Here is a 25,942-nt window from a genome sequence, read left to right as displayed (position 1 = left end):
CTACGGCAGTGAAGATCTCCGCGCATTTCGCGACATCTCTGAATTCACCGGCACATATCGCCGTCGCCGAGCAACTCGGTTACGACCGCGCCTGGTTGCATGACGCACCCCATCAAGGCCCGGATGTATGGATGATGCTCGCATTGGCGGCCGCACGTACCGAACGCATCGGGCTCGGGCCCGCGGTCCTGGTGCCGGGGCTGCGGCACCCGATGGTCAACGCCGCGGGAGCCGCAACGCTCTCGGCGATGGCTCCGGGGCGGGTCGCGGTAGCGTTCGGCACCGGTCACTCCGGCGCCAGAGCGATCGGGGCCAAGGCCGCAACCTGGACGTACCTGACCGATTACGTGAGAACATTCCGAGCGTTGCTGCGCGGTGAGACCGTCGACTGGAACGGCCACCATATGCGAATGCTGCATCCCGAAGGCCACGCGCCGCGCAGGCCGATCGACGTGCCGGTGCTGATCTCGGCGTACGGCCCCAAAGGGCTCAGCGTCGCAAAGGAATTGGGCGACGGCCTGTTCACCAAGGGCGATACCGGCTCCGCCGCGGACTTCAGCTGGGTCAGCATGCCCGCACACGGGACGGTTCTCGCTCCCGGAGAGTCCCTGGACTCCCCTCGCGTCGCCGCAGCGGCCGGACCGGGAAACGCGCTCGCTTACCATTCGGTCTACGAATTCGGCGGAGATCTCACCGCCTTACCCGCGGGCCGAGTGTGGCTCGACACCATCAACCGAGTGCCCCGAGCCGACCGCCATTTCGCCATCTTCGACCAGCACCTGGTCGGCTTGAGCGAAGCCGACCAGGCAGCATGGGCCGCCGGCAGCTGGGCGGCGATACCCACCACCACACTGACCGGCACCGCCGACGAGCTCGCCCGCCGCCTGGCGGCGATCGAACGAGACGGAGTCACCGAAATCATCTACCAGCCAACAGGTCCCGATATCGCCGCAGAGCTGGCGGAGTTCATCGCCGTTGCCAAGCAGGCGAACCCGGACAACTAGGAGAAACCACCATGCCGACATACGAGTGCTACACCCATCGAGGTCAGGTCGACGCTGCCGCCAAGGCACAACTCGCCGCGGGGATCGCGCAGATCCACCATGAAGTCACCGGAGCTCCGATCATGTTGAGCCAGTGCATATTCCACACTCTCGATCCGGACGACCATTTCATCGGCGGACAGCCCGCCCACGCCCACGGGGTGTGGATCCATGGGCACATTCGCAGCAAACCGACCGGCGACCGCAATAAACGCATCACGGCCGGTATCTCCGATCTCCTCACACGAACGCTGCAGATCCCCTCATCGGCGGTGTGGGTGTATCTGAACGAGCTCTCCCACGGCGACATGCTCGAATTCGGCCATGCTCTGCCCGAACCCGGAGCCGAACAAGGCTGGCTCGACAACCTCCTGCCGAAGGTACGCAATCAGCTGGCCGCCAGGAAGCGCGCGGAGATCTCGCCGACCGCCGATGGCCCCTCCTAACTCCTCACCCGGGCCCAGTCTCGGCTTCTGCCCGTTCAGGTCGAGCGGGAGCGGGGCGCCCGGGGCGGCGGCCGGGCGGTTGAGCAGGCTCCGGCAGGGGGGTCGTTCGTTTCACCGGGCGCGTCTGCGGGTTGCCGCGGGATATCGTCAGCGCCTCCCCGTAGTGTCCGATCTCGAGCGGTTCTCCGTCGGCCAAGGTATACGTGGCCGACGAATCGGTGACCTCCACTCGCAGACATCGCTGCCGCGCGTGGACGGAGAAGGCCAGCCGGCTGAGGTTCTCGGGCAGCCGGGGGGCGAAATGCAGGGTTTCCTCGCGGTAGCGCATGCCCGCGAAGCCCGCGATCAGCGCGATCCATGAGCCCGCGAGCGAGGCGATGTGCAGGCCGTCGCGGGTGTTCTTCTCGAGATCGTCCAGATCCATCAACGCGGCCTCGCCGAGGTAGTCGTAGGCCAGGCTCAGATGTCCGACCTCGGCGGCGATCACCGCCTGAACACATGCCGACAGTGAGGAGTCCCGCACGGTGAGCGCCTCGTAGTAGGCGAAATTCCGGGCCTTGTGCTCCTGTTCGAAGGCCTCGCCGCGCAGGTACATCGCCAGCACCAGGTCCGCCTGTTTGATCACCTGCTTGCGGTACAGGTCTCCGTAGGGGAAGTGCAGCATCAGCGGATAGTCATCGGGGCCGGTGGAGGCGAAATCCCACACTTGGTGGCGGGTGAAGTCCGCTGACTGCTCATGGATTCGCAGCTCGCTGTTGTAGGGCACCGTCATCGACGCGGCGGCATCGCGCCACGCCGCGGTCTCCTCGTCGTCGACCCCCAGGGTGGCGGCCTGCTCGGGGTGTCGCTCGGCGGTATCGGCGGCGGCCCGCAGGTTCTCTTGGGCCATCAGGTTGGTGTAGGTGTTGTCGTCGGCGATCGCGCTGTACTCGTCGGGGCCGGTGACACCGTCGATATGGAAGCGGCCGAGGGAGTCGTGATGTCCTAGGGAGTGCCACATCCGGGCGGTCTCCACCAACAGTTCCACGGCGGTCTCACGTTCGAATTCGACGTCGCCGGTGAGTGAGACGTAGCGAATCACGGCATGGGCGATATCGGCGTTGATGTGCAAGGCGGCGGTGCCGGCCGGCCAATAGCTGGAGCACTCCGCCCCATCGATAGTTCGCCAAGGGAACGCCGCGCCCTTCAGCCCTAGTTGGCGAGCACGGGCGCGGCCAGCGGGCAGGGTGTGCTGCCGCCAGAGCAGTGCCTCGGCGACACAGTTGGGGTGGATGAAGGTGAGCAGTGGCAAGACGAAGATCTCGGTGTCCCAGAAGGCATGCCCGTCGTATCCGGAGCCAGTCAGGCCCTTGGCCGGAATGGCCCGCTGCTCGGCCCTTACGGCGGCCTGGATCACGTGGTAGAGGGCGAAGCGGACGGCCTGTTGGATCTCCACATCGCCGTCGACCTCGACGTCGGCGTGTTCCCAGAAGTCATCCAGGAAGGCTCGCTGCTGGTCGACCAGCCCCTGCCAGCCGGTGCTGCGGGCTCCGGCGAGCGCCGCCTCGACCTGAGCCCGCAGGGCTGGTAGCGAGCGCACTCCGGACCAGCCGTAGGCGACCAGTTTCACCACACGGAGCGGCTCACCTGGCGCGAGATCGGTGATGACGGTGACCCGAGCCACGTCTTCCCCGCTCTCGGCGGAGGTCTGGGTGGATGCCGGGCCGTGCACCATGTGGTCGGCGGCAGCCGCGACCCGCAGGCCACTGGCGGTGGTGCGGTGCATCAGTAGCAGCCGCATGTCCCGGGCATCGTTCTCCTCGGGCCGCAGCGGGGATTCCAGCGCGGCGGAGACCCGCGGATCACCGCTGGGGGTGGGCAGTTGCTCGTTGGCCACGAGTTCGGACTGGAGGACGATTTGTACCTCGTCCTCGAGTGGTTCCACCTCGTAGGCGATCGCGGCGATCGCTCGCTGGGTGAACGAGACCAGGCGTGTGGAACGCACGCGCACGGTCTTGCCGACTGGCGAGGTCCACTCACAGGTCCGGTGCAGGAGCCCGCTGCGCAGATCCAGCACCCGCTCGTGCGACAGCAACCGTCCGTAGCGCAGATCGAACGGCTCGTCGTCGACCAGGAGACGAATGAGTTTGCCGTTGGTGACATTGATGACCGTCTGGCCGGACTCCGGAAAGCCGTAGCCCGCCTCGGCATACGGCAGTGGGTGCTGCTCGTAGACACCGTTGAGATAGCTGCCCGGCAACCCGTGCGGCTCGCCCTCGTCGAGGTTGCCCCGCCAACCGATGTGTCCGTTGGACATGGTGAAGACCGATTCGCTCTGCGCCAGCACGTCCCAGTCCAGCGCGGTCTCGCGCACACACCAGGGATCGACCGCGTAAGCGGAATGGGTAATCACATTCCGACCTCCAGCAACTCGGCGAGGTCACCGACGACGACGTCTGCGCCGTGCTGGTGCAGCGCGTCGGCCTGACCGACCCGGTCGACTCCCACGACGTATCCGAAGTGGCCGGACCGCCCGGCATCCATGCCGGCCAGCGCGTCCTCGAAAACGGCGGCGGCGCCGGGCTCGACACCCAGGTCGTGCGCTGCTCGAAGGTAGGTGTCCGGATGAGGTTTGCCGGGCAGCTTTCGTTCAGCGGCGACGACACCATCAATCCGCACGTCGAACAGCGCCTCGATCCCCGCCGACGCCAGGACGTCACGGGCGTTGGCGCTGGAAGAGACCACGGCGGTGGACAATCCGGACGCCCGGACGGTCTCGACGTAGCGGACCGAACCCGCGTACGCCTCGACGCCTCGTGTGCGGATCTTCGCCAGCAGCAGGGCGTTCTTGCGGTTGCCCAGACCATGCACGGTATCCAGCTCCGGTAGGTCATCGTCCGAGCCCTCGGGCAGCTCGATCCCGCGCGAGGCCAGGAAGACCCTCACACCGTCGGCACGCGGACGCCCGTCGACATACTGGTCGTAGTCCGCGATCGCATCGAAAGGCCGGAAATCCGGGCCCTCCCGGCGACGCAGGAAGTCATCGAAGACCTCCTTCCAGGCAGCGGCATGTACCACCGCAGTCCTGGTCAGCACCCCATCCAGATCGAACAGGCACGCGCGAATGACATTCGGAAGACCCAGTCCCGTCATCACTGCCAATGCTATCCCGACAACTGTTGCACTTCCACGCCCGTCCATCCGGAAATCGCGATGGCATGCAAGGCTGTCGGAGTCGACTGGCTGGAACCCACAGGCTTCGGCACGCCGAGCGACTTCACCGCACTGCACATCCTCGAGGACACCCCGACGCTGCACCACGTCATCGTGTGCACGCTCTGCTCCTGTTACCCGCGGCCGCTTCTGGGCAACTCGCCCGAGTGGTACCGCACGCCCAACTATCGTCGCCGGGTGGTGCGGTACCCGCGTGATGTCCTCGCCGAGTTCGGCACCTACCTGCCCGCCGACAGCTCGGCGATCACATAAGCAGTCGCGGTTTCCACGGTGTCCAACACGCTGTTCTCCACTCACTCGAAGAAAACGGTCGATCACGAACTATCCAACTTCAAGGCTCAACCAACCGTCGCGCAGCTGAAATCTGCTCTCTACCAACCGATTACGGCACATCCACCCGATGTGCGACACAGAAACCCGTTCAGACGCCCGACCTCCGATAAGGCCCGCATGGCAAACCTGCGGCTACGTGTGCAGGGTTACCGGCAGTATCACACCGTCGAGTTCGCTGCCGGTGACGTCGGTGCCCTGCTGCGGGTCGTCGTGGCGCAGACTCCACTGCATGGCCACGTCCAGGTGCTCGCCCACGTGAACGCACGCGTCGGCCAGGACGTACTCGACCAAGGCACCGAGATCGTCGGTGGTGATCTCCTCGGTCATCTGCTCATCGAGCAATCTCCACTCGGCGGTCCAGTCCTTGCCACCGGTCCCACCGCGGTACAGCTCGACATCCACCACCCGCGTCGATGGCCCGCTCACCCCCGTCAGCGGTGACGCGGCCGCACGCGGGATCAAACGCTTGAACCAGGCTCGCGACATACATCGATCCTGCACCGAACGGCACCTTCACAACATGGCAGGAAGTCACCCGCCTGCTCGAGGCGCTGCCACCGAACGCAGCCCGCGCCACCCCGCGGACGCCGGAGCGCGAGCCCGGCGCAGCCTTGGGCAAGCCCACACCGGAGCCGGTGCGGCTATCTACGAAGAGACCAAATTCAGCGACGCCGATGGCGAGCAGAAGACGGTCGTCGCACATACCATTTCGATCCTCGCCGGTTGCTCACCCGAGCGTCCCCGTTGGGCAGTAGCGCCAGGATGTTACGGACCCGAGCTCGATCGTCCTCGGCTCGGTGAGCCGCGTAAACCGTTGTTGTGGAGTCTGTTTCGGTAAGCAGCACGATGGTCGGCGGCGTGGTGAACGTCGCGGTGCGCAGTGCCATGGTGACGCCCATGCCTCGGTTCGGGCGAGGAGTGCCTCGCGGCACTCACCGACGGAGCGGGACGATCCTGCGTCAGTCGCTGCAGAATTGCTGTCCAGATTATCCGGAAGCCGAACAGACGCCACGGTTGCGGAGATGGCCGCCGAGATGTCCCTGCATGGCAGTGGTGACAGGGCGTCTAGCGGTAGAAGTCGGCCGCATCGACGCCGGCGGGCACACCGAGTTCGCTGGCGACCGCAGTGATCGCGCTGCCGGCGATAGCCGGATCGACCTTGCCGTCAGTGGTGTAATACGGCGCGATGAACTTCTCGTAGTGGGCTCGGACCTCGTCGGTGGTCTGGCCGCCGAGGAACGTGTGCATATACCGAACCGTGGTGTCGGGATCCTCGTGGATCACCTGCAGGGCGCGCCGGTGAGCGCGGACGAGCCCCTGCACCGCGGGGTCGTCCGGGTCGGTGTAGGTGGGGTCGACGGCAACACCCACGGTGGGGATCTGGAAGTGGTCACCGACCCAGGCCAGCACCTGCCACCCGTACTCCGCCGCGACGGCCTCCGGTGCCATGGTGCTGCCGACGTAAGCGGCGTCGATGCTGCCCTCGCGCAGTTGGCGCAGGTCCATGCGGTAGTCGCCGGGAGCCCGCACGATGCAGTGCATGTCGCGGTCCGGGTCCAGGCCGGCCCGTCGCAACACGATCCGGGCGAAGCACCCGGGCGGGGTGTCCGGCGCGTGGATCGCGAGCCGTCGACCGGCCAAATCCGACAGCGAGTTCAGGCCGGATCGGGCAAGGAACCAGAACAGCGGACGATGCGTGTTGACGGTGAGCGTGACCCACGGGACGCCGTCGGTCAGCCGCGACAGCAGCCCCCGGCCGAGGCCGATGGTGGCGCCGCGACGCAACCGTTCCTCGTCCCAGGCGATACCGTCGTGCAGCGCGACCTGCACGCCCTCGTCCGCGTAGTATCCCTCCTGGTCGGCGATATGGGCGACCAGCTCCTCGTGCAGGCCGCGGCCGACATAGGCCAGATCAATGGTGTGCATGATCGTGCCTTCTCTCAGTACATCGCCATGCCGCCGTTGATCGCGGCGGTGGTGCCGGTCATGAATGTGTTGTCCTCGCCCGCGTAGAACGCCACCGCCTGGGCGACATCCGCCGGGACCGCGAGGCGGCCCAGTGGGGTGGCGGCCACCTGCCGCTGCTTCACCTCGTCGTCCAGGACGTGCGACATCCTGGTCTCGGCCACCGGGCCCGGCTCGACGACGTTGACCGTGATGCCCGCGGGGCCCAGTTCCTGCGCGAGAAACCGGGCGAACTGCGCCAGCGCCGCCTTGGCCGTACCCAGCGCGATCATTCCTTCCCGCGGCCGTCGGCCCGGCCCCGCGCTCAGATAGATGAGGCGTCCCCAGCCCTGCTCGGTCATGGCCGGTAGCACGGCCTGGGTGACCACATACGCCGCCCGCATCTCGTCGTCGAGCTTGCCGCCCAGCTCCTCCCACGTCATGGAGCGGAACGGCTTGATCACGTACGGGGTGAGCGCGTTGTGCACGAGCACGTCGACGCCGCCGCCCCAAGCCACCCGGACCTGCTCGATCACACCCTCGACCGCCCCCACGTCACGCACGTCGGCCCGCACCGCCATGGCCTGGCCACCCGCGGCCTCGATCTCGGCCACGACATCCTCGGCCGCCTGCTCGCTGCGAAGGTAATTGACCACAACGCGCATGCCGCGCTCGGCCAACAGTCGCGCGGTCGCCGCACCGATTCCGCTGCTGGCCCCGGTCACCAATGCCACCCTGGTCATGATTCAACCTCCTGTCCACGAATTGCCCCATACAGAACCGTGTCGACGGTCATTCGCAACAGATCAGCCGCGCTACGGTCGAACTTGCCCGGCAACGTCGAGTTCAGCAGACGTTCCGCCGCACCGCGGATGATCTCGCTCAGCAGCTCGGGCGGCGCCGACAGCAACCCGAGCCGGTGCCCGTGCCCGAACAGCTCGTCGAGCCGTCGATAGACCACCGCGTCCATCCGCTGTTCCACGTGCCTGCGCAGCACCGCGTCACCCCGCCCGGTGGCCCGCTGAGCCGCGCCGATACGCCCGAGTTCGCTGCACGCCGCGTGCAGGAACCGCTGCACCTGCTCATCGAACGACAGGCCTTCGGACTCCTCGGCCGCGACGACCATGGTGCGCTCGATCTCCCCGAACAGCCGGTCCAGCACCGCGGTCAAAAGGCTGCGCTTGTCCGGGAAGTGTCGGTAGATCGTCTTCTTACTCATCCCGAGCTCACGAGCGAGGTCGTCCATGCTGACCCGCCCGAGGCCCGGCGCGAGGAACAACCGACTCGCCGCGTCGACGATCACCTCGGCACGCCGCTCGCTGGAAACCGAAGAAACTAATTGCGTTTCCATAGTTTCCTATCGTGGCCTGCTGACCCAGTACTGTCAAGGCACGGCTTGCAGGCTCAGCCCGGCCGGTGCGTCGACGGCAACGGCTGCCACCCAGGGACTGCCCAGGCAATCAGCGCAGCAAGGTCCAGTTCGCCACGCACCCGGCCGAAGCCCGCACTGACCTTCGTCCAATTCACCCCAACCGCACCGGTGATGAATAGGCGGTGATGCACATGACCGGTCATGGCGCCGGAATATGATGCGGTGCTCGGCACCGCCGCGTAGCTCGGACTGACATCGAACTCCGGAAAGGCTTCCGCCTCATGACAATCGACGTCTGGATGCAACATCCCACCGTGCGGTTCTCTCAGCACGACATGTTCGACTCGCTGCGCCGCTGGACCGGCCAGCCAGCCCTCACCGACCCCTTGCCGATCGAGTTCACCCTCGCCGCGATGGACCACGCCGACGTCGGATTCGGTCTGCTCAGCGCTTGGCACGCACCCCGCGAGGGCGCGTTGATCTCCAACGACGAAGTCGCAGAATGGGTTTCAGCGCATCCCGATCGGTTCGCCGGCCTAGCCGCTGTAGACCTCACCCAACCGATGCACGCCGTTCGTGAACTACGTCGTGCCATCTCCGAGCTCGGATTCAAAGGACTGCGTGTGGTGCCCTGGCTGTGGGAGGCCGCACCCACCGACCGCCGCTACTACCCCCTCTACGCCACATGCGTCGAGCTCGGGGTCCCGTTCTGCACCCAGGTCGGGCACACCGGCCCACTGCGCCCCTCCGAAACAGGACGTCCCATCCCTTATATCGACCAAGTCGCCCTGGACTTCCCAGAGCTGACCATCGTCGCCGGACACATAGGGTACCCCTGGACCGAGGAAATGATCGCCGTCGCCCGCAAACACGAAAACGTCTACATCGACACCTCCGCCTACACCAGCCGCCGCATCCCCAACGAACTCGTCTCCTACATGAAAACCCGCTCAGGCAGCCGCAAAGTACTCTTCGGCACCAATTACCCCATGATCACGCCCACGGCCGCCCTCAATGAACTCGACGAACTCGGCCTCGACGAAATCGCCTGCGAGCAATACCTCCACAGCAACGCCACCCGCGTCTTCAGCCTCGACTGACGCACCGACACCGCACCACAGATTTTCGACGTGCGGGCAGCGATCTCGAGAGTACGGAGTCGGTCCGGCGCTGCGTGTCGGCTGCCAGAGACAAGCGCGGCAGGCCACAGCTGCGGAACTCGCATCGCGGACCCCGCAACATCGGGACAGTTCGGCCTCAGCTTGTGGCATCGCCTGTCGCGCTGCCCTGCGCACGTATGGGTCAAACCTCACCGGCCGCGCGCCACACGCGTTCGGCATCCAGCAGTGGAGGCACAGCAGGCCCGGGTTAGCCTAAGCAATCTTCTGGCTATTGCCGGGGTGGCCCCACCGGAGCAGTGTGGGTGGCACCGGTGGTGCCATTGGGGCGCTGCCCCAGCTACAGAGGAGGTGGATCGTGTTCGCACGTTCTACCACTGTTCAGGCACACCTGTCCTCTCTCGATGCCGGGATTGCGCACATGCGTGAAGAGGTGATGCCTGAGCTGGACGGCATACCCGGTTGTATAGGACTGTCCCTGCTGGTCGATCGCAGTACCGGCCGGTGCATCGCCACCAGCGCATGGGAAACGCAGCAGGCGATGCGCGACAGCGCGACGAGGGTATCCCCGATTCGCGACCGCGCCGCACGGATGTTCGGCAACAGCGACACCGAGGTCCAGGAGTGGGAGATCGCGGTCCTGCACCGCGATCACCACTCACGTCAGGGTGCCTGCGTCAGCGCGACCTGGGGCAGAACCGCCCCGGAGCACCTCGACTCCGCGACCCAGGTCTACAAGTCCGCGACTCTACCGGCGATGGAAGAGTCCGACGGATTCTGCAGCGCCAGCCTCATGATCAACCGGGCAACAGGGCAAGGCGTCTCCTGCGCCACGTACGACAGCGCCGAAGCGATGGAACGCGATCGCGAGCGAGCGACCGCCCTGCGGAGTGAGTCCACCCGGCAAGCCGGTGTCGAAGTGACCGACATCGGTGAATTCGAGCTGGTAATCGCGCATCTGCGCGTACCCGAACTGGTGTGACCACAGCGCAGCACGCAGGATCTGCTACGTAGCTGATCTCGCCCTGGAACGGTGATCGCGGGGAAGGCGAACACCCCCACAACGACGTCAGGATGATTTTTGACGAATAAATGGCAAATGCCCGCAGGTCACCCGGCACGGTTCGGGTGATGACCTGCGGCAACGCATTTGGAGCGCACATCGGCAACTCGAAGAAACTTGCCAGTTACCGCGAACTGCCTGCCCTCGAACGAGACAGCCTGTAGCAGAGTGAAGAGGAAGCGGGGCCAGCCAGCCGAGCACCCGAGGCTCTCAATTCCCCGCTCAACGCCCTACCCTCGATTCAGGTCGATCAACGGGACCCCTGGGGGCCGAGAGTTGTTCGCGCCCAATACTTCTGCTCGCTCTTCGCCATGAGCATCTGGGATTCCTCCGAACTCATTGCCACTCGGTCCAACTGCGCCACCGCGACCCGATATCGGTCGACGTCTCTGGCGTCCCTGATACATAGTTCCTCGGTGAAGCCCTTGGCGTAAACCACAGGTGCTCCGACTGCGCCGATTCCTGGAAGGGCTGCGAATTCCATCAGGGTGAACCCGCCCCGATGTAACCCGATGTGACTGCCTGCGTCTGACGGAATGATCCGGACGGACACGTTCGGCTGCTGGCTGATCTGTTCGAGGTGCGCCAACTGCTGGGCCATCAGCGCCGGACCACCCACCACATGATGCAGGACCGACCGCAACAGGTACACCTGAACATGAAAGTTGTTGTCGTGCAGTCTTGTCCGACGCTGCTCAGTCAGCTGCTTCCAGCATTCGAGGTCGGGGCCGCCGGACAGATCGAGCCTGCCGCCGCCTTGGGCAATCAGGCCTTGCAAATCGGCGTAGCCACCGGCTCGGGGCGCATCATGGAACGCGTGAACATCCTGGCAGGCATGATCGACCCTGCCAGCAGCCAGACCGCCATCCTGACCGCCGGGCTGGCCGACGAACTACACCTCGCCGTAGCCCCGCTGCTTGTCGGACAAGCCGACGCACCACGATTCGTCAATCCCGCAGAGTTCCCCGGCGGCTCACGGCGGCGGATGCAACTGGTCGAGGTATCCCAGATCGGGGATGTCGCGCTACTACGGTACTTCCCGAAGAACGACTCCGAGGACAACTGAACCTGCACCGCCAACGCCCGGACCAGCGGGATCGGTCCGGGCACTTCTGCCGCAGATGTGCACCGCCCCATGGCATCCCGAATCCGCACAATCAGTCGAGTCAGATTGCGGAGCATAGGTCACTGACACGGCTGGCGGATACACATCTCGATACCAGTGCCAGCACCTTCGCAATTCACAGCAGCGGAGATCGCAATCACCTTGGCCGACAGGCGGTCTCGCTCGGCGCGTCCGCAAGGGGCGACGGACTGTCACCCGCCCGTGAGATGCTGGCCACTGTGAGGCAGGCAGAACTTCAGGTGGGGCACGAGTATGCACTCCCCACGTACGAGCCACATGATGCCGCTCCCACGGCGGCGCGTGTCCGTGTCGTCTCGATCGACGGGGGCGGCAAGGTAACTGTGAAAGTGGAGGACTCAGGTAAGAAGCCACCCGCGAATGCGTGGCGTGCCCGACCGGTCAAGCGAAACGAACAGCGGCAGGTTGCTACGCGTGACATCGTCTGTCCGTGGCACGAGTGGGCGGCTCGTGCTGCATCGCTGGGTGCCGAGCGGGAGAGTCGTATCGCGAAACAGCAGGCCCGGTACGACGACTACGAGCGACGTCGCGCAGACCGCTTGGTTGCTGATCCGGGGCGTGCGTTGCCGGAGCGGTATGACGAGGAGTACTTCGACGAGGAAACCGATGCCCAGGAGCGTGTCGAGCTCCGCAAGGCGTACATCAAGGCGCGTGGGCTCGGCCAGTACGTCACATTCGATGAGCTGGACCCGCTGCTCGTCGATCTTCCAGTCCCGGTCCTGCGTGACATTCTCGCCGCCGATCGGCATGGGCGCTCCGGGGAGGATGGAACTGTCGCGTCCACCTTCCCCCGTGCCGCCGAACTTCTCGAAGTAGCCCGCATCGCCTCGAGGGATCGCTCCGGTCGAGTCCGCGGCGACATTCCACAGCCCGGGCAACTGCTCGGCGAGACTGACGTCGCATTCGTCAGTGCACTCCTCGCCGACGTTGCGGCATCGGGTGGTGAACTTGTGCTGCCTCCAGTGCCAGCGCTGCCGAACTGGGTTGATGAAGAAGAACGAGACATGGCTCCCGCGCTCGGCTGGATTCGCCTGGCCGTCGGGGACACCAGTGGCGAATGCTTGCACTCGCCCGGATGTCGATCAGTGCGATCCCGCCCGATACTGCTGACCGACCACATCCCATGGTGGCAAGTGATGCTGGAGAGCAGGCGACGATTGTGTGGGATATGCGGTGGGCCAGCTGTGCGAGATCTGGTCGCGTTGGCGGGATTTGTTGCCGCCGTGGACGTGTGGCGAGACCGTGAGCGGAGTCGGATCGAGCGATGGCAGCAGGCGGCGTTCTACCGGCTGCTGTCGGCAACGGCCTGTGCACGAGCAGAGGCGTTGGAGCCAGACATCACCCTGACCTGGCGAATAGTCGCGAGCCTCCACGAGAACGCCCCGGCGGAGGACGGCTGGGCCGCCTATGCAGTGGTAGCCGCGACGAAGTGGAATCGCCTGGACGAGGAACTCGAAAGGCTGACACCACCGCAGCGGGAAGCGGCGCGTAGCCTCGCACGCTACCGCCTGACCGAACTCGAGAATGCACTACCGTCGCGGCAACGGCCACTGCCGCTACCGCGCACTGCCGATATATCAGTGCTTCGCCAGCGGTACAGACACCTCGAGAAGCTTCTCGAAGAAACGGTGCCACAGCTGGATCGGCTCTTGTTCACCTTGCCGGGCGCGCGCTAGATGCACTGAAGCCGTAATCCGCCATCACCACCTCGCTGTCGACGGACGCGTCTTGCGCTTGCAAGCACCCGATTTCAGGCCGCGTGGTGCGCAGAGCCTTGCCGGGGTGGTCGCCATGACGGGATCGGTCCGCATAGTGAATGGCACGAAGGACTGACCGGTTCCACTCTGCCCGTCAGGAGTTCGTCATGGACGAGAGCCGTCGCCCGCAGCGCGCCCCAGTTGCAACGTCCGGAACGCCCCAATGGCAGCTGCCGCACCCAGCCGATCGTCATTCAGCCCGCAAATAAAACGGTCCCGCTGCACATCGTCGCGGCCTGGCACGGCCACGCCCCGGCAGTCTCGCTGGGTACCTACTCCGACGCACAGCCCGAGGACCTGAAGACAGCCGCGGCAACACTTTTCGGGTGATCCGAAGCAGCGCTCCGCGCGTTGGCACACTGGTCCCTTCGAACAGCTTTCCTCGCGGCAAAAACCTGTCTGACCTGCCAGTTTCACACACAGCTCTTGCCCCAATTAACTGTATTGGTTACAGTTAACCAGCCAACGGAGGTGAGGGCGGTCACCGTCCACTCGGGACCGCGCCGGAGACGGCGCCGTCGCGCAAGGAGAGCTGATGAGTGACTGCGAAATCCCCGGTCTCACACCCCGATCCGCACAGGCCCTGATCGATGCCGGTGAGACGCTGGCCAACGATGTGCGCACCAGAATTCTGCACAGCCCGCGGCCGGTCTTCCTGTACTACATCGAGCAGACGTTCACCAGCCTGCTGCGCAGACTCGTTGAGGGGGGCGATCCGAATCCCGATACGCCCGCGCAGCAGTTGTGCCTGCATCTGATGATCAGCCGGGCGCAGACGAACGGCCGAGTGGTGGATCCCGATCTGATCCGGCTGCATCGCGCGCTGATCGCCGACGGCGGCCACGAGGCGCTCCTGCGAGCCGGTCGCGGCCCCGGCGGGACGGCGTTCGATTTCGTCGCCCTCGGTGACGCTTTGAGCGCCACCGGGATCAGCGCGTTCTTCGCCCCGTTCGAACCGGACGACATGGTGGCCTGACCGCACCCTCACCCTCGCCCTCGCACCGGACTCCGTTCCGGCCCGCCGCCCGGCGCTCGCGCGCACATACGCGCGACCGTCGGGCTTCTTGCTGTTCACGCGACATCTCAACGGCGGTAATCTATTTCGGCCAATCCACCGATTCCGTTGACGTGATTCAGTGACGTCTGTCAGTATCGATGTCGACGCCGGAGAGCACTCCGCTCCCAGTGGCGAAACCGTAAGCGGGAGAGGATTTCCCGGATCGGTCGAGTCATTGCGCGCATTCGTTCGTTGACGCGTATCAGTAACAGGGGTTAGAAATCGGGCTATGAGCGAAGTTCAGGACAAGCCCACCGGACGCGAGGCCCAGCGCCTGCGCACACGTCAGCGCGTATTGGATGCGGCGATCAGGGAGTTCAAGAGCGTCGGCATGGCCGATGCCGATATCGGCGCGATCGCCGAGGCGGCGGGCGTGGCCCGGGGCACCTTCTACTTCCACTTTCCGGCCAAGGAACACGTACTGCTCGAACTCGAAGCCCGCGAGGAGGCCCGCATCGCCAAGGAACTCGCGCGGTTCCTGGCCACCCCACACGATCTGAAATCCGCACTGCAGAAGGCGATCACGCTGATCCTCGGGCTCGAGCGACGTCTGGGCGGCGTGCTGTTCAAGGAACTGCTGGCGATCCACTTCTCCCCCGCGCGCCCACTGGACGACGAGTGGCGCGATCACCGGATGATCGTGCTGGTCGTGGAGGAGATCGAACGCGCCCGCGACCACGGCGAGGCCCAGATCGCCGTGGATCCCTATCACAGCGCGGTGTTCTTCCTGCTGGGCCTGTACGCGATGCTCACCACCACCTCGACCTCGAAGGCGTTGCGCGCCACCGCCTTGGACAACTATCTGATCACCGTCCTGCGCAGTCTGGAGCCGCGATGAACCACACCGCACCGACCGCGCCGCACTCCCCACACCCCACCACCACACCGATACGGAGCCACCGCCATGTTGCTGGATCTCGCTCGGATCGCCCTCGTCTGGGTGGTCGTCCTGCTGGTCATCGCTTTCTGGTACTGGATCATGAAGAACATCAACACCTTCTGAGCCTCCCGGCCCACGCCGCAGGATCCACCCCGGGGAGCTCACCATGACCGCCTCCGACATCAATCGTGGACTCGGTATCGAACGCACCTGCGCGCTGACGGCCGTCGCCTTCTCCGGCCGCCGCCGCGACGGGGTGCGACTGGTCACCGGCGAACGCCGCGGTTTCGGCCTGAACTCCACCCGCCGCCTGGTCCACGTTCCCTATCCACCCCTCGCACCGGACTGGACGCTGACAACGCTCAGTTGCGGTGTGGCACTGCAATGTTCACCCTCCAAAGACCGCATCGCGCAGTATCCACTGCACGAACTCTCACCCCGCGAGCGCGGAGCGCTGTCCCTCGTGGAGGGCGGGGTGGCCGCGGGCTGGATCGCCGAGCGCCTGCCGGGCCTGCTGCCCGAAGTGCGGCGTCGGCTACCCCGTCTCGAACTCGCCGACCACGATCTGGCGGGCCCGGACATCCTCGAGCACGCCCTGGCGCTGGCGCGCACCCGCGCCGTGCTGCCCGCCCATCCCCTGCTGGGCGCGCTTCCGCTGGCCGCGCCTGCCCGCGGCGCACTCGCGGCGGCCGCGCGCCGGGCCTACGCCCGGATGCCGTGGACCTCGCACCGCAGCGACGCCCAGCGAATCATGTCGATACCGGTCGGCGGTGAGGGCGGCAGCCGCAACGTCAACCTGCCCCCGCCCAGCCGTCCCGAGGACGAGGACCTCGAGATACGCGCGGACCAACGCCCGGGCCTGCCGTACCCGGAATGGAATCTGTGGACCGAAACCTTTCTGCACGACCATGTTTCGGTCCTCGAACGCACTCACCCGTCCCGGTCGCATCCGGTCGCGCCGGTCTCCCCCGAGATCCGTCGCTGGTTCACCGAGCACACCCACCGCGCCCTGCGCAGCGGCCTGGAAGACGGCTCGGACCTGGACGTGGACCGCTATGTGAGCCACTACCTCGACACCCGCTGCGGTCCGGCGCCCGAACCCCGGGTGTTCCGCGACCTGCTGCCGCACTCGCGCGATGTGACCACAGCGGTTCTGCTGGACGGCAGTTCCTCGCTCGGCATCCACGGCGGTCGCACCTTCCGCCTGGAGCTGGCCTGCGCCGATGCCCTCGCGCGAGCGATGACCCTCGCGCGGGAACCGCACGGGCTGTTCGTGTTCACCGGCAACACCCGCCATCGGGTCGACGTGCGCTGCCTGAAGGATTTCCACGAGCGCCGCTTCGTGGATCCCTCCGCGCTGCACCTGACCACCGCCGGCTACACCCGCCTGGGCGCGCCCGTGCGGCATCTGACCCGCCGGTTGCTGGACCGGCCCGCCGGACGGCGACTGCTGATCGTCATCGGGGACGGCCTGATGTCCGACGAGGGGTACGAGGGCCGCTATGCGTGGGCCGATGTGGCGCACGCGGTCACCGAAGCCGAGGAGGCGGGGATCTCCATCTACTACCTGGGCGTAGGGCCGGTCCGGGTCGATCCGCTCCCGGAAGTGTTCGGCCCCAACCGATCCCAGCGGATCCGCCGGGTCGAGGAACTACCCCGCGCCCTGGCCTGCATCCACCGCGAACTGGTCGCCCACTGAACTCGAGGAATGCCGATGACCATCGATCTCTACATCGCCACCGCCGGTGAGGTGCGGCTGTTCGAATGGGCGTATCGGCAGCGCATGCCGGTCATGCTCACCGGGCCGACCGGCTGCGGGAAGACTCGATTCGTCGAGCACATGGGCCGTCTGCTGGACCGTCCGGTGGTCACCATCAGCTGTCACGACGACCTGACCAGCTCGGATCTGGTGGGCCGGTTCCTGGTCTCGGGGGGTGATGTCGTGTGGACCGACGGCCCGCTGACCCGGGCGGTGAAATCCGGGGCGATCTGTTACCTGGACGAGGTCGTCGAGGCCCGGCACGATTCGCTGGCCATCCTGCATTCGCTCACCGACCATCGGCGCACCCTGTTCCTGGACCGCGCCGGTGAGGTGGTGCCCGCGCCGGAGCCGTTCATGCTGGTCTGCTCCTACAATCCGGCCTACCGCAGCTCGCTCAAGGAGCTCAAACCCTCCTTCCGGCAACGTTTCGTCACCCTCGCGATGGATTATCTGCCGCCCGATCGCGAGGCCGAGGTGATCGTCGCCGAGACCGCGGTGGACGCCGCGGTCGCGACCCGACTCGTACACTGCGCCACCACGATTCGCACCGCCGACGAGGTGTTCGGCTTCGAGCCGCCCTCCACCCGGGTCCTGGTGGCCGCCGCGCGCCTGATCGCCGCGGGCGCCGGCGAACTCGAGGCCGCACAGGCATGCATTCTCGCGCCACTCAGCAGTGACGGCGCCATCGTCCAGGGCCTGCGCGAAATCGCGGTGGCCAGTCTGCTCACGCCGGGAGGAACCCTCGAATGAACGACCAGGACCGCCAGCGCCGCCGCGCGCTGATCGTCTTCCAGCTCGCCATCTACGGCTTCCTGCTGGCGATGTTCCTCATCCAAATCCACATGTATCTGACCCGGGACTGGTAGGTGCCACCATGAACATGCCCGCATTCGCCCTGCGCCGCGGCACCGCGAGAGCCCGCGCGCACGACCCGTCCGGATACGACGAACACCACGACGAGAGCCGCCGCGCCCAGCGCCGGGCGGATCGCTGGCTGACCGGCGGTACCGCCCTGATGGGCACGTTCATCTTCGGCTTCGTCGGGCTGCCGCTGTTCCTGCGCGGAATGTGGTTGCAGCGCAAGGCACAACGCGACGGATTGTCGGTTCGGCCGCTGATCGTCACGCTGATCGGCTATCTGGTCATCCTCGACGCCTTCCTCAACAGCATCGGCTGGGTGCTGGACCTGGGCGCCAGCCACACCATCGTGACGCGGGTGTTCTTCACCGCGTGGGGCAATTTCGTCGACGCCGGATACTTCTGGCACTACAACGAGATGTGGATCGGCGGTTCGGCGGCTCCGGGCGAGAAGGGCTGGGAGGTCGCGCTGATCTTCACCGTCTTCCCGATGCGCGTGGCCGCGGCCATCGCCTTCCTGCAGATGAAGCGGTGGGGGCATCAGTGGCTGATCGTCACCTGCTGGTTCGGCGTGGTGATCTGGGTCGGTTACGTGGTCAACATGACGATGTACGCCGACGTGCGATTCCACGGCATCGTGCTGCCGGTGACCGGCTGGTGGTTGTACGACATCTTCTACATCACCCCGTTCCTGGCGATCCCCTATCTGCACACGGTCAACCGCGAGATCTTCTCCGACTGACCTCGCCCCGTGAATCCGGTTACCAGGAGAATGTCATGAGCACCGAAGAACCCACTGCCGCAACACCTCCCGAACGCCCATTACCGCCGGGCACCACCGCGCCGTTCGCCCGGATGCACCGCTGGTTGCAGCGCGGCATCCTGGTCTGCCTGGTCGCGCTGGTCATCGAGGGCTCGCTGACCGTACCGGCGCTGGCGCTGTGGTACGGCTGGCCCACGCTCTCGCTGACTCAGATCTGCGACGAGATGATGAAGGTCCGCTACTCCGACGACAGCCTCACCTGTCGCCAAGGCGCGGTCGACGCCCCTCCGCTGGGCGGGCGACCCGAGGCCGCGGGCCAGACGACCGCGCGGGACCAGTGGGGTGTGCAGCCCAAACCCGAATGGCAGCACATCGGATTCCGTGAGCTGGTCAAGATCCACAACGATCGGGTCGCCCGGGAGAAGGCGGCGCATCGGTGATCGGCCGCGAACTCGTCGGTCATAGAATCCGGTTGTGTCGCAGTATGTTCCAGGCCGTCCGGTGAGACCCATGGCAACGGCGAGCGCGGTCGGTATGGCCGCCGGGGAGGCGATCCGCGCCGCGCTCGATCGCCTCGCTCCCGCCTCCTGCCCGGTTCCGCTGCGGATCGAGCAGGTGAGTGCGTCGTGGCTCGCCGCGGCACTGGGCCTGCCTGCGGACGCCATCACCGATGTCCGTGTGCTCGACGCGAATTCGGGTACCGCGGCCCGCGCCCGCATCGCCGTCGAATCCGATCGGCCCGAGATCCCGACACATCTGTTCGTCAAACTCCCGCCGCGCGACTACCTCCAGCACGTGCTGATGAACGTCTTCCGGTTGGGCGAGCGCGAGATCCTGGCCTATCGTGCGCTCGGCGACGCTCCACCCGTCCGGGTGCCGAGATGCCATGTCGCGCAATCCGATCCGCGATATCGGCGTTCCGCGCTGGTCCTGGAGGATCTCACCGGGACCGCCCGATTCCGCACGGTGACCGACAGCGTCACCCGCGCCGAGGCCGAGTCCGTCATCGACGCCATGGCCGATCTGCACCTCGCGTTCCAGGACAGCGACCGTTTCACCGGCGACCTGCGTCCGCTCGCCGTGCGGACCGCGGCCGATGTGCGCCTGGGCGACCTGATCCGGCGCCGGTTCCTGCACGAGATCACCGGGCACACTGCGGATCTCATTCCCGAACCGATCAAACTCCAGTGCCGGATCTTCTATCGGCGCAGCGCCGATATCGACGCCTTCTGGGCCGCCCAGCCGCAGACCCTGATTCACGCCGATCCGCATCTGGGCAATCTGTACTTCACCGACGACGGGCCCGGATTCCTGGACTGGCAGATCGCCACGATCGGTGCGGGCATCCGCGACCTGGCCTATTTCGCCACCGCCTCGATCGAACCGGATCTGCTGCGCGGCATCGAACGTGACCTGGTCGACCGCTATGCCGCCCGTTTCGACGCCGCCGGTGTCCGCGTGGATCCCGACCGGCTCTGGACCCTCTACCGGGCCGCGATCACCGAATTGTTCCTGGCGATCGTGTGCACCGCCGAGGCCGGAGAACGGATGCAGCCCTTCGAGGTCTCGCGGGTCGGAGTCCAGCGCGCCGTCGCCGCGGTCACCACGCACGACAGCTTCGGCGTGCTGCGCACGCTCATCGACGGCGGCGATGTCCGATAGCGTGGCGGCACACAATTCGAATGCCTCCCGGTATGGTCTACGGTGACAGGTACTACCGTGACGCACCGTCGATTCCGCCTCGCCGGAGCCGCCTGCGTCCAAGCGAGGATCACGGAGGTGGTCGCACAGATGGCCAAGCAGGCAACCGCGGACAAACGCCCGCGGCGCGAGCGCGGATCCCTCAACCCCGAGGACATTCTCGATGCCGCGTTCGAGCTTGCCGAGGAAGTGTCGCTGGACAATATGAGCATGCCGATGCTCGGCAAACACCTCGATGTCGGCGTGACCAGCATCTACTGGTATTTCCGCAAGAAGGACGACCTGCTCAACGCCATGACCGACCGCGCCCTGCGCCGGTACGCGAGCTTCGTCACCCGCTTCGTGGACGCCGAGGACTGGCGCGGTTCGCTGCGCGAGCACGCCCGCACCATGCGCACGACCTTCCTGGCCAACCCCATCCTGTGCGATCTGATCTTGATCCGGTCCCAGCTGAGTCCGCAGGCCGCGCAACTGGGCGCGCAGCAGACCGAGCAGGTCATCGCAACCCTCGTGGAAGCCGGATTCGCCCTCGAGGATGCCGTGGACACCTATTCGGCGATCCAACTGCATGTCCGCGGATGCGTTGTCCTGCAACGACTCTCGGATAAGAACGCGGAGTCCGGATCCGGCGCGAGCGCCTACTACGACAATCTGGCCATCTCCGCGGCCACGACCCCGCTGCTGGCCGAGGCCGCCGAGCGTGGCCTGCACAGCGGCGCACCAGACGACCGCAATTTCGAATACGGTCTCGATTGCATCCTCGACCACGCCGATCGCCTGATCGGATCCGGATCGCCGCGCACCGTGAAGAAGGCCACCGCCCGCAAGACCACCGCACCCAAGACGCGCGCTGCGAAGAAGTCGACGCCACGCCGCGCTGCCGGGGCGAAATAGCCGCGGGCGGAATTCGGGCCGATTCGCCGGAATCATCCAGAGTTCTACTCGATATGAATGTATTTCTTCGAGGCGGCCACGGAACAGACTCGGTCGTGAAAACTGTCCCGCCGCAGCGGAATATGTCACGCATCGGACACTGTTGATCCGGACATGACACTCGGAGTAGCCCTCGCCCATACGCCTGTCACCAATTATGTCGACGAGGTCGTGCAGCAGGCGCGAGCTGTCGCGGACAGCGGCGTGGGTTCGGTGTGGTTCGGGCAGCGAATGGACTACGACTCACCGTCGCTGGCCGCGATAGTGGGCCGGGAGGTGCCCGAATTACAGGTCGGCACCTCGGCGATTCCGGTGATCGGACGCCATCCGCTGCTGATCGCCGCGCAGGCCCAGACCGCGCAGGCCGCCACGAACGGCCGGTACCACCTCGGCCTGGCCCTCGGATCGGCGCTCGCCGCAAGCGCTTTCGGCCTGCCGTTCGACCGGCCGATTGCCCGGCTGCGCGAATTCCTCACCGGCCTACGGGAACTCCTCGACACCGGGACCGCTGATTTCCACGGCGAACTGTTCACCGTCACACCGCCCCTGCCGACCGCCCTGGCCGGGGCGCAACCACGGGTTCCGGTACTGGTGGCCGCCATGGGGCCGCAGGCTCTGCGGGTCAGCGGCGAACTCGCCGACGGCATCCTGCCGTATCTGGCAGGGCCGAAGACGCTCGGCGAGCACATCGTTCCCGCGGTCAGCAAGTCCGCCGGAACCGCACCGCGCATCGTCGCTTTCGTGCCGGGCGTGGTGACCTCGGACATCGAGGGCACGCGCGCCAAGGCTGTCGAACAGCTGGCGTTCTATGAGCAGGTGCCGTCCTACCGCAGGGTCATCGAGCTCGAGGGCGCGACACGAGCCGCCGACCTGGCCGTCATCGGCACCGAAGAAACTGTCGCCGCGGAAATCCAGCGTTACTTCGACGCGGGCGCCACCGAGGTGGTACTCACCTCGACCGACCTGGCAGGCCCCGACGACCAGCGCCGGACCTGGAAGCTGCTCGGCGAACTCGCACACCGGTAGTCGGCTCGCCACGGGCAGATCCACCTGCGACAGTTGCACTTCGCGCCGGAATGTAGTTTCACGGAAAGCCCGGCGACAGAGGCTAATTGCTCTATTTCAGCACCACTCATGGCATGAATTGCTGAATTCGACCATAAATGGCGTACAGGGCATCGCGAAATCGTCATCGGCCGATCCGGCACGTCGTCACGCCAGGGCAGAATCGATCAACCACAATGCTGCTCATGACGGACACGGCCGTAGGCGAATTGCCAACTCCGCAGGCAGACCGAGGTAACGATGCGTCGCAGCCCCGGGCGGGATTTCGGCCCGATATCGAAGGTTTGCGAGCGGTGGCCGTCGTTGCCGTGGTGCTATTCCATGCGGGAATGCCGGGGTGCGGCGGCGGATTTGTCGGCGTGGATGTCTTTTTCGTGATATCCGGCTTTCTGATCACCGGAATTCTGTGCCGGGAGGCCACCGCCACCGGCACCGTCGAGCTGGCCCGGTTCTACGGCGCGCGCGCTCGCCGGCTGCTGCCCGCCGCGGGGCTCGTGGTGGTCAGCACCGCGATCGGCGCGGCCGTGCTGCTGCCGCCGCTGCAGGCTCGCCAGGTCCTCGGCGACGCGATCGCCAGCGCGTTGTACGTCGGGAACAATCGACTCGCCCTGCGCGGCACCGATTACCTCGCCGCGGACGCGCCCCCGTCGCCGTTCGAACACTTCTGGTCGCTCGGCGTGGAAGAACAGTTCTATCTGGTCTGGCCGGTGCTGGTCATCGCGACAGCGTGGCTGGTGCGACGCCGCCGCAGCGGATCGACCACGCCGCGTCCGTATCTGATCGTCCTGACGGTGGTCGCCCCTCTCTCGTTCGCGACCTCACTGATCTGGACCCGCACACTGCCGCCGTGGGCGTTCTTCTCGCTGCCCGCCCGAGCGTGGGAGTTGGCCATCGGCGGCCTGGTGGCGCTCTCGGTCGGCGTGTGGTCGCGGTTGCCGAAATCGGTGGCCGCGCTTGCCGGATGGCTCGGTCTGGTCATGGTCGTCGTGGCCTGCGTCCATTTCGACGGCCGGACACCATATCCCGGCAGCGCGGCTCTGGTGCCCGTCATCGGGACGGCCCTGATGATCGTATCCGGTTGCACCGAAACACGTTTCGGGGTCGACCGCGTGCTGACCCGAGGCGGGGTGCGGGCGATCGGCGGTTTGTCCTACACCTGGTACCTGTGGCACTGGCCGGTGCTGCTGCTGGCGCCGCACGTGCTCGGCCACTCGCTCGGTCGAGTCGGCGCGATCGGCGCGGTCGGGATGGCGGGCGGGCTCGCCATGCTCACCCAGTGGATTGTAGAGAATCCGGTCCGCTTCGCCGCTCCGCTGCGGAACTCGGCCGTGCGCAGCCTCGCCTGCGGCGGCGCGTGCACCGCGGCCGCCACGTGTGTGGCGCTCGTAGCGCTCATGCTCGTTCCCACCCCGGTCGGGCACGGCAAGGCGGCGCCGTCCCTCGTCCTGGCCGCACCCCGGGTGTCGGCCGCGCCCGTCGTCGACCCACGTGACGAGGCGGTCCGGCAGCTGATGACACAAGCGCAGTCCGCGGTCGCCGCCTCGGCCGAAATACATTCCATACCAAGGAATCTCACCCCTTCACTCGGCAACGCGCCCGGCGACAAGGCCGACGTGTTCGGCAATGGTTGTGTGCGTTCGTGGCGTGAAGTGGGCCAGGGCGAGTGCGCCTCGGGCGATCCGGCCTCGCCCACCACGGTGGCCTTGGTGGGCGATTCCCATGCGGCCATGTGGAATCCGGCGCTCGAGCCGATCGCCGCGGCGCGGCACTGGCGGCTGGAAACGATGTCCAAGGTCACCTGCCCACTGCTGGACCTGCCCATCACCAGCCCCTATCTCGGCCGCGAGTACACCGAATGCGAGCAGTGGCGCGGCGAGGTCCTCGGTCGGCTGCGCATCGAACACCCGCGCTTGATCGTGGTGGGCATGTCCCGGCGCTACGGCGGCGACTTCGGCTTCGTCTCCTACGACCGCGCCTGGGTCGATGCCCTGAACCGCCTGGTCGCCCAGCTACGCGCGATCGGCTCGGCCGTCCTCGTGCTCGGCCCCATCCCCGACCCACACGGCACGGTGCCGACGTGCCTGTCCGAACACATCGACGACGCCACAGCATGCGCGCCCACTCGCCCGCTGGGGGTGAACGATCCAGGAATCTCGGCCGAACAGGCAGCTGCCACGCGCGGCGGCGGCCAGTACGCCGACCTCACTCCGATGTTCTGCACCGCGGTCCGCTGCCCCGTCATCGTCGGCAACACCCTGGTCTTCCGCGACGACAATCACCTCACGGTCAGCTACGCCCAGACACTCGAACCCGCGATCGGCGCTCTCATCGACCGCGCCCTCGCCCACAGATGAGTGGGCCGTAGGTCAGGCGTGTATGTCCGTCCGGGCGCGCGAATTGCGGTTGCCGCACAGCATGATCCAGGAATGCCTGGCAGAAGCAGGATCGGATTCAGCTGCGCGCCTGCGTGTTTCCATTCCAGATGCAAGCGCACGGGCACTGTGGATCGACAACCGGTGCCCCGCACCGCAATCGTCGGCTACTCGACCAGCTTCTGGCTCTTCAGCCAGTCGTACGCCACATCGGCGGGGTCCTGCCCCTCGATGTCGACGCGTCCGTTGAGCTCCTGCATCAGATCGTTGGTCAGGCGTTCGGAGATCGTGGCCAGCAGTGGCCGCAGCTGCGGGTAGCGGTCCAGGACGACTCCGCGGACCACCGCGGTGCCGCTGTAGGGCAGGAAGAACTTCTTGTCGTCATCCAGCACAACGAGTTTCAGATTCTTCACCCGGCCGTCGGTGGTGTAGATCATGCCGAAGTTGCAGGGAGCGCTCTTGGCGGTCGCGGTGTAGACGACGCCGGCGTCCATGCGGGTCACATTGCCGGAGGGCACACCGTCGGGGGTGTTGTACGGGATGCCGTACTTCTGCAGCATCGGGATGAAACCGTCGGAGCGGCTGAAGAATTCGTCGTCGACGCAGAAGGTGCGATCCTGGACCGGCAGGGCGGCCACATCCGACAGCGACTTGACCTTCAAGCGTTCCGCGGTCGGGGTGGAGACGCCGAATGCGTAGGTGTCGTTGAAGTTCGCCGGTGACAGCCACTCGAGGTTGTGGTCGCGCTTCTCGATGTCGTGCACCCGCACCCACAGCTCGTGCGGGTCGGAGATGGTCTCGGTTTCGTTGTGGTAGTTCACCCATCCGGTGCCGGTGTACTCCCACAGGATGTCGGCGTCGCCGTTGAGCTGCGCCTGGCGCGAGGACGCCGAACCGGGCGCGCCGGTCAGGTCCGTCACGTGTGCGCCCGCCGCGGCCAGGTAGGTCGCGGTGATCTTGCCCAGCAGCACGCCCTCGGTGAAGCTCTTGGAGGTCACCACGACCTTCGCACCCGCCAGCGGCTGCGCCCCGCCGGGCAGCGTGGTGTGGTGGAACGTCCCCGAGGAACTGACCAGACCACATCCGGTCAGCATCGATATCGTCATGACCAGCGCGGA

Annotated in this window: 25 protein-coding genes and 1 pseudogene; 17 read left to right on the top strand and 9 right to left on the bottom strand. The window is 66.2% G+C overall.

Annotated elements, in window-relative coordinates; genetic code table 11:
* Positions 1-8: 8 nt before the first annotated feature.
* Positions 9-1,004, top strand: a complete 996-nt coding sequence (locus K7711_RS09805) for an LLM class flavin-dependent oxidoreductase (protein WP_222967234.1) — start codon at positions 9-11, stop codon at positions 1,002-1,004.
* An 11-nt stretch (positions 1,005-1,015) separates the two neighbouring features.
* Positions 1,016-1,489: a tautomerase family protein gene (locus K7711_RS09800; protein ID WP_222967226.1), complete on the top strand. Its 474-nt coding sequence runs from the start codon at positions 1,016-1,018 to the stop codon at positions 1,487-1,489.
* Between the two features lie 4 nt (positions 1,490-1,493).
* On the opposite strand, the gene K7711_RS09795 is transcribed toward K7711_RS09800, so the two are convergent.
* Both K7711_RS09795 and K7711_RS09790 read right to left on the bottom strand, forming a co-directional pair.
* Positions 1,494-3,881 (bottom strand): glycoside hydrolase family 65 protein, encoded by a 2,388-nt coding sequence (locus K7711_RS09795; RefSeq protein ID WP_222967224.1) that lies wholly within the window; start codon positions 3,879-3,881, stop codon positions 1,494-1,496.
* Complete coding sequence (locus K7711_RS09790; protein WP_222967222.1) at positions 3,878-4,621, bottom strand: HAD family hydrolase; 744 nt, start codon at positions 4,619-4,621, stop codon at positions 3,878-3,880. The genes K7711_RS09795 and K7711_RS09790 overlap by 4 nt, the downstream gene beginning before the upstream one ends.
* A 63-nt stretch (positions 4,622-4,684) precedes the next feature.
* Between K7711_RS09790 and K7711_RS09785 the strand changes: the two are divergent.
* Positions 4,685-4,936 (top strand): annotated as a pseudogene (locus K7711_RS09785) (nitrile hydratase subunit alpha); the annotation flags it as partial.
* A 231-nt stretch (positions 4,937-5,167) separates the two neighbouring features.
* Here the strand turns inward: K7711_RS09785 and K7711_RS09780 are convergent.
* The 4 genes from K7711_RS09780 to K7711_RS09765 form a co-directional block, all read right to left on the bottom strand.
* On the bottom strand, positions 5,168-5,521 hold the full coding sequence (locus K7711_RS09780) for a hypothetical protein (protein WP_222967220.1): 354 nt from the start codon (positions 5,519-5,521) through the stop codon (positions 5,168-5,170).
* Between the two features lie 579 nt (positions 5,522-6,100).
* The gene (locus K7711_RS09775) at positions 6,101-6,961 is read right to left on the bottom strand and encodes an ABC transporter substrate-binding protein (RefSeq protein WP_222967217.1); all 861 of its coding nucleotides are present in this window, start codon (positions 6,959-6,961) and stop codon (positions 6,101-6,103) included.
* Between the two features lie 14 nt (positions 6,962-6,975).
* Complete coding sequence (locus K7711_RS09770; protein WP_222967215.1) at positions 6,976-7,722, bottom strand: SDR family NAD(P)-dependent oxidoreductase; 747 nt, start codon at positions 7,720-7,722, stop codon at positions 6,976-6,978.
* On the bottom strand, positions 7,719-8,330 hold the full coding sequence (locus K7711_RS09765) for a TetR/AcrR family transcriptional regulator (RefSeq protein ID WP_222967213.1): 612 nt from the start codon (positions 8,328-8,330) through the stop codon (positions 7,719-7,721). Before K7711_RS09765 ends, K7711_RS09770 begins: the two co-directional genes overlap by 4 nt.
* Before the next feature lie 302 nt (positions 8,331-8,632).
* On the opposite strand from K7711_RS09765, the gene K7711_RS09760 reads away from it, so the two are divergent.
* Both K7711_RS09760 and K7711_RS09755 read left to right on the top strand, forming a co-directional pair.
* A complete protein-coding gene (locus K7711_RS09760; protein WP_222967211.1) occupies positions 8,633-9,451 on the top strand; it encodes an amidohydrolase family protein in 819 nt (272 codons plus the stop codon).
* A gap of 376 nt (positions 9,452-9,827) precedes the next feature.
* The gene (locus K7711_RS09755) at positions 9,828-10,451 is read left to right on the top strand and encodes a hypothetical protein (RefSeq protein WP_222967202.1); all 624 of its coding nucleotides are present in this window, start codon (positions 9,828-9,830) and stop codon (positions 10,449-10,451) included.
* Positions 10,452-10,782: 331 nt separating this feature from the next.
* Here the strand turns inward: K7711_RS09755 and K7711_RS09750 are convergent, their stop codons facing one another.
* Positions 10,783-11,184 carry a DUF5753 domain-containing protein gene (locus K7711_RS09750; protein WP_222969395.1) on the bottom strand — a complete coding sequence of 134 codons (402 nt, stop codon included), beginning with the start codon at positions 11,182-11,184 and terminating at the stop codon, positions 10,783-10,785.
* Between the two features lie 6 nt (positions 11,185-11,190).
* On the opposite strand from K7711_RS09750, the gene K7711_RS09745 reads away from it, so the two are divergent.
* Positions 11,191-11,598, top strand: a complete 408-nt coding sequence (locus K7711_RS09745; protein WP_235746986.1) for a dihydrofolate reductase family protein — start codon at positions 11,191-11,193, stop codon at positions 11,596-11,598.
* A gap of 416 nt (positions 11,599-12,014) precedes the next feature.
* Here K7711_RS09745 and K7711_RS09740 read toward each other — a convergent pair whose 3' ends face one another.
* Entirely contained in the window at positions 12,015-12,743 is a 729-nt protein-coding gene (locus tag K7711_RS09740; protein ID WP_222967198.1) for a hypothetical protein, read from the bottom strand.
* A gap of 117 nt (positions 12,744-12,860) precedes the next feature.
* On the opposite strand from K7711_RS09740, the gene K7711_RS09735 reads away from it, so the two are divergent.
* The 11 genes from K7711_RS09735 to K7711_RS09685 all read left to right on the top strand — a co-directional run bounded on the left by K7711_RS09735 (position 12,861) and on the right by K7711_RS09685 (position 24,806).
* On the top strand, positions 12,861-13,352 hold the full coding sequence (locus K7711_RS09735) for a hypothetical protein (protein ID WP_222967190.1): 492 nt from the start codon (positions 12,861-12,863) through the stop codon (positions 13,350-13,352).
* Between the two features lie 616 nt (positions 13,353-13,968).
* A complete protein-coding gene (locus tag K7711_RS09730; protein ID WP_222967183.1) occupies positions 13,969-14,409 on the top strand; it encodes a hypothetical protein in 441 nt (146 codons plus the stop codon).
* A 310-nt stretch (positions 14,410-14,719) separates the two neighbouring features.
* Complete coding sequence (locus K7711_RS09725; RefSeq protein ID WP_222967181.1) at positions 14,720-15,328, top strand: TetR family transcriptional regulator; 609 nt, start codon at positions 14,720-14,722, stop codon at positions 15,326-15,328.
* Positions 15,329-15,536: 208 nt separating this feature from the next.
* Entirely contained in the window at positions 15,537-17,069 is a 1,533-nt protein-coding gene (locus tag K7711_RS09720; RefSeq protein WP_222967179.1) for a nitric oxide reductase activation protein NorD, read from the top strand.
* Between the two features lie 15 nt (positions 17,070-17,084).
* On the top strand, positions 17,085-17,882 hold the full coding sequence (locus tag K7711_RS09715; protein WP_222967172.1) for an AAA family ATPase: 798 nt from the start codon (positions 17,085-17,087) through the stop codon (positions 17,880-17,882).
* A gap of 124 nt (positions 17,883-18,006) precedes the next feature.
* On the top strand, positions 18,007-18,732 hold the full coding sequence (locus K7711_RS09710; RefSeq protein ID WP_235746985.1) for a hypothetical protein: 726 nt from the start codon (positions 18,007-18,009) through the stop codon (positions 18,730-18,732).
* A 35-nt stretch (positions 18,733-18,767) separates the two neighbouring features.
* Positions 18,768-19,193, top strand: a complete 426-nt coding sequence (locus K7711_RS09705) for a hypothetical protein (RefSeq protein ID WP_222967169.1) — start codon at positions 18,768-18,770, stop codon at positions 19,191-19,193.
* Between the two features lie 70 nt (positions 19,194-19,263).
* Positions 19,264-20,415, top strand: a complete 1,152-nt coding sequence (locus tag K7711_RS09700; RefSeq protein WP_222967167.1) for a phosphotransferase family protein — start codon at positions 19,264-19,266, stop codon at positions 20,413-20,415.
* 129 nt (positions 20,416-20,544) lie between these two features.
* Entirely contained in the window at positions 20,545-21,348 is an 804-nt protein-coding gene (locus K7711_RS09695) for a TetR/AcrR family transcriptional regulator (RefSeq protein WP_222967165.1), read from the top strand.
* Between the two features lie 153 nt (positions 21,349-21,501).
* Positions 21,502-22,413 carry a TIGR03564 family F420-dependent LLM class oxidoreductase gene (locus K7711_RS09690; protein WP_222967155.1) on the top strand — a complete coding sequence of 304 codons (912 nt, stop codon included), beginning with the start codon at positions 21,502-21,504 and terminating at the stop codon, positions 22,411-22,413.
* Positions 22,414-22,637: 224 nt separating this feature from the next.
* The gene (locus K7711_RS09685) at positions 22,638-24,806 is read left to right on the top strand and encodes an acyltransferase family protein (protein ID WP_222967153.1); all 2,169 of its coding nucleotides are present in this window, start codon (positions 22,638-22,640) and stop codon (positions 24,804-24,806) included.
* A 185-nt stretch (positions 24,807-24,991) separates the two neighbouring features.
* Here K7711_RS09685 and K7711_RS09680 read toward each other — a convergent pair whose 3' ends face one another.
* Entirely contained in the window at positions 24,992-25,930 is a 939-nt protein-coding gene (locus tag K7711_RS09680) for a glycine betaine ABC transporter substrate-binding protein (protein ID WP_222969200.1), read from the bottom strand.
* Positions 25,931-25,942: the final 12 nt, after the last annotated feature.

The sequence above is a fragment of the Nocardia coffeae genome (genome assembly GCF_019890715.1).
GTDB lineage: Bacteria > Actinomycetota > Actinomycetes > Mycobacteriales > Mycobacteriaceae > Nocardia > Nocardia jiangxiensis.
This window is presented reverse-complemented; position numbering and strand designations above follow the sequence as displayed.